Origin of the sequence: Verrucomicrobium sp. BvORR034 (genome assembly GCF_000739635.1) — a bacterium.
Lineage (GTDB): Bacteria > Verrucomicrobiota > Verrucomicrobiia > Verrucomicrobiales > Verrucomicrobiaceae > Verrucomicrobium.
Window position 1 is genome coordinate 1 of record NZ_BATQ01000192.1, and the last position, 1236, is coordinate 1236.

Sequence of the window (1236 nt, forward strand, 5' to 3'; positions counted from 1 at the left end):
AGGGCTTACGCATGAAGGAGAGCGAGGATTTGGAGTCGGAAGTCAGGATCCAAGGAAGCGAGTTTGCGTTTTCTGCGCAGGCTGATTTTGGCGGGGTGCCGATGCAGCGTGCTGATGACCATCTCCCGCAAGATCGTCAGATTGTGCGCGGCATTGCGATCTCGCACCTGGCAGTGATCTTCTCCGAAGGTCACATCCAGCACCCAGTGACAGCGGTTTTCCACACTCCAGTGCCCACGCACCAGACTGGCAAGGCGCTCCACGTCGGCTTTGAAGCTGCACAGGAAGTAATGCACCTCCTCCACAGGCGGGCCATCGTAGTCGCGCTGCACCTCGCGGCGCACCTGTGCCACACTCTGCAGGCCAGCCCATTTCCAGCTCTTGTGATACCAGCTGAGGTCCTCAGTGATGGTGTACTCACGCTTCTCACAACGCCCGTGGGAGAGTTCTAAACTCACACTTTTGCGGTGCAGCGGGGCCATGCGAGAGGCAGACTCAGCTTCCTTGAAGTGGGCGCTGACGGCTTGAAGAGCGCTTGGCTGGTTTCCTTTGAGCGCTAGAACGTAGTCGGCCCCGGCCTCAACGATCTGTTCGGCAATGTGGCCCTGTGTCCCCATGGCATCAATGGTGAGAGTGGCTCCTTGCAGTTGCAGGCTTCCCAGCAGCCGGGGAATGGCCTCGATCTCATTGCTCTTCTCTTCACAGACCACCTGGGCGGCACTGAGGTGGTAATCATCCACCCAGGCCCGCAGCAGGTGCACCAGATACCTGCCAGCTTCGGCGCTGTGCGTGCCCCGCAAGGCCTTGCCATCAATGGCAATGTGCTTGCCGCTGAGATCTCCGCACCAACTGGTGAGCACCTCCAGCAGGGCTTGCGGCGCAATGCCCATGAGCACGTTGCGAAACACGTCATGGGAAGGCGCCCCATGCTCCAAAGGTAGAAAGGTCCGCAGCCAGGCAAGCTGGCTCCGGGCGAAGTCTTCCATGTCCAGATAGCTTTCGCCATCACACAAAGTGCTGCAAAAGGCGATGAGAAGCACTTCATCCAGCCGGTAGAGGACTTTGCCAGCCTGACGGGGATCCGGGAGACGGGAGAACCTGGCCCGCAAAGCTTGCAAGGCATCTTCAGAGGGAAGCGGAGAACTCATCCTCCCACCTTAAGAAGGAAGGCCTCCGCTAAAAACCAGATGTTTAACAATACTTAAGTTTTCTCACGCAGTTCATGCGTAAGCCCTA

Annotated in this window: 1 protein-coding gene; it reads right to left on the reverse strand. The window is 58.3% G+C overall.

Going from position 1 to position 1236, the window contains the following annotated elements; translation table 11 throughout:
• Positions 1-5 precede the first annotated feature (5 nt).
• Positions 6-1148, reverse strand: coding sequence for an ISAs1 family transposase (locus BV034_RS34075; protein WP_050031398.1), 1143 nt, complete (start codon positions 1146-1148; stop codon positions 6-8).
• Positions 1149-1236 lie beyond the last annotated feature (88 nt).